Genomic DNA, 2232 nt, shown 5'->3' with positions numbered 1-2232 from the left:
AACAGGGGCGTCTACCTCTGAGGTAGCGATTATATTGATAGATGCGAGAAAAGGGGTGGTGGAGCAAACCTATCGCCACTTCTTCATTAACAACCTCTTGCGGATCAAAGATGTCATTGTTGCGATCAATAAGATGGATCTTGTAGACTTTTCTGAACAAGTGTTTAAAGATATCAAGCTGGAGTTCGAGGAGCTGAACAAGCGGAGCACTTACGATGAACAGCAACTGCATTTTATCCCGGTGAGTGCGCTGCACGGTGACAATATCGCTGCACAATCGGAACGCATGCCCTGGTATGGAGGGGAATCACTTTTGGAGCATTTGGAACAATTGGAGGTGTCTGACATAAAAGACAAAGGAGCGGTTCGATTCCCGGTACAGCAGGTTATACGACCCAAGACCGCTGATTTCCATGATTTCAGGGGTTTTGCCGGCAAGGTATACGGTGGATCCTTAAGTATAGGGGATGAGGTAACAGTACTGCCCTCGGGTAACCAGTCTAGAATAAAAAGCATCCACTTTTTTGATAGCACCTATGAACAGGCAATGCCCGGGAATTCGGTTACCTTGACGTTAGAAGATGAAATCAATATTTCACGTGGGGATATGCTGGTGAAGACAGGACAATTGCCAAAACTGGAACGAAACCTGGAGGCCACCATCTGCTGGATGGACACCAAACCGCTTCTCCCTGGAACCAAATATATTCTGCAACACAACACCAATAAGGTCTTGTCCAGAATAGAAGCTGTCCAAAATACCATTGCCACTGACTATTCAGGAAGCCAAACCGCTCAGCAATTACGTCTGAATGAAATCGGAGATACTTCATTGAAGCTCAGCCGGCCTATTTATTTTGATCCTTACTACGAGAACAAGACCAATGGAGCATTTATTCTGATTGATCCACAGACCAACACGACCTCAGGGGTTGGTTTTATTAATTGAAGATAAGTTCGATACCAAAAAACCCTTGAATTCCTTGTTTATCCAAAACAGGTAGGTTTTCTTTGTGGTAGTTCCTTTAAACATTGATATGTTATCAAGAAAGGTGGAGGGAATAGACCCGGTGAAACCTTAGCAACCCTTTCCCTGTAAAGAAGGTGCTACATTCTATCCCTTAACGGAATAGATAACAGAAATCTACCCAAGGCTTTCCTTTATCTTTCTTGATTTTAAAATGGATATTATTATGAAGCGTATTCAGGATATTCTGGGAGAGCGGATCCTCGTATTGGACGGAGCCATGGGCACCATGCTGCAACGATACAATTTTACCGAGGCCGATTTTCGCGGGCAGCGGTTTAAAGACTGGCCGTGTCCGCTACAGGGGAATAATGATCTGCTCAGCCTTACCCAGCCGGAGGCTATTGAAGAAATTCACGAAAAGTACCTCGAAGCCGGTGCGGATATCATCGAGACCAACACCTTTTCGGCAACCGCTATTGCCATGGCCGATTATCAGATGGAAGGTCTGGTGAGTGAAATGAATCGTGAATCAGCCAGAATTGCTAAGAAAGTTGCTTCGGATTTTACCTCCAGTGACCCTAATAAACCCAGGTTTGTAGCGGGAAGCATTGGTCCTACAAACAAAACGGCCAGTATGTCGCCTGATGTCAATGACCCCGGGTACAGGGCTACTTCCTTTGAGGAGCTCCGCAAGGCTTACAAGGAACAGGTTGAGGCCTTGGTTGAAGGTGGGGTGGACCTGTTGCTGGTGGAGACCGTTTTTGATACGCTGAATGCCAAAGCAGCACTTTTTGCCATTTCTGAAGTAAAAGAAGAGAAGGGGTTGGACATCCCGGTCATGGTAAGTGGTACCATTACCGACGCCTCTGGAAGAACATTGTCTGGTCAGACAGCAGAGGCCTTCCTGATATCCATTTCCCACCAGCCCTTACTATCCGTTGGTTTTAATTGCGCTCTTGGAGCCAACCAGTTAACCCCTTACCTGCAAATTCTCTCGGATAGGTCCGATCAAGCGGTTTCTGCCCATCCCAATGCAGGTCTGCCGAATGCTTTCGGGGAATATGACCAAACCCCGCAGGAAATGGCCGGACAAATTCGTGAGTACCTCGAGAAAGGCCTGGTAAACATTGTAGGGGGATGCTGCGGCACTACCCCCGAACACATTCGGGCGATTGTTGAGTTGGTGAAGGAGTATGAACCGAGATCGTTGTTTGTTCAACGGTGAATATTGTAAGATTTGGGTTTAAGGTTGTTAGTTGAGC

At 46.5% G+C, this 2232-nt stretch carries 2 protein-coding genes and 1 riboswitch; both genes read left to right on the top strand.

From position 1 onward, the window contains the following. Nucleotides 1–949: sulfate adenylyltransferase subunit 1 (locus tag AC4E7D_RS14150; protein ID WP_490174424.1), on the top strand; the 949-nt coding region annotated here is incomplete at its 5' end. 88 nt (nucleotides 950–1037) lie between these two features. Continuing rightward, nucleotides 1038–1140, top strand: a riboswitch (SAM riboswitch). A gap of 53 nt (nucleotides 1141–1193) precedes the next feature. Next, nucleotides 1194–2195: a homocysteine S-methyltransferase family protein gene (locus AC4E7D_RS14145; protein WP_490174423.1), complete on the top strand. Its 1002-nt coding sequence runs from the start codon at nucleotides 1194–1196 to the stop codon at nucleotides 2193–2195. The last annotated feature ends 37 nt before the right edge of the window (nucleotides 2196–2232 follow it).

The sequence above is a fragment of the Lentiprolixibacter sp. genome (genome assembly GCF_982873095.1).
Note: the sequence above shows the minus strand (reverse complement) of the source record. Positions and strands in the feature narration are given on the sequence as shown.